1 pseudogene is annotated in these 497 nt (G+C 58.8%); it reads left to right on the forward strand.

Features of this window, described 5'->3' with window-relative positions:
• Window positions 1–497, forward strand: a pseudogene (locus EXE45_RS17740) (IS5-like element ISHla3 family transposase); the annotation flags it as partial.

A 497-nucleotide genomic window follows, 5' to 3' on the forward strand; every position in this document is an offset into this window, starting at 1 on the left:
CACTGTCTTCGGCTCGAAGACGGCCACAGCTACCGAGAAACGCCGAATCGGCTGAAGTATATGGCCGAGATTCGTGACGCACTCGGCTTAGATCCAGACGATCTCCCAGACTACAGCACGATCTACAAGTCGTTTGATCGACTGAAAATGTGGGTATGGCGGGCGCTGCTGCGCGTTTCCGCGCAGCAGCACCCGCAGTCCGGACACGCTGCGCTCGACAGCACGTTCTTCGACCGGCGACGTGCCTCCTCGTACTTTCGCCAGCGGGCAGGACGGACGATACAGACGCTGAAAGTGACGACATTGACTGATGTGGAATCACTAGCTGTTCTCGACGTTCACATCACAGCGCGGTGGAAGCATGACACGAAGACGGGACCGCAGGTCGTCCGGCGAAACGCGGACGACCTGCAGTCCGTCGCCGCCGACAACGGCTTCCAAGACTGGCACACCGAGTACGAAATCGCCGCACACGACATCGATTACCTCGTTCATTA

This window comes from Halorubrum sp. SP9 (genome assembly GCF_005435015.1).
Taxonomy (GTDB): Archaea; Halobacteriota; Halobacteria; order Halobacteriales; family Haloferacaceae; genus Halorubrum; species Halorubrum sodomense.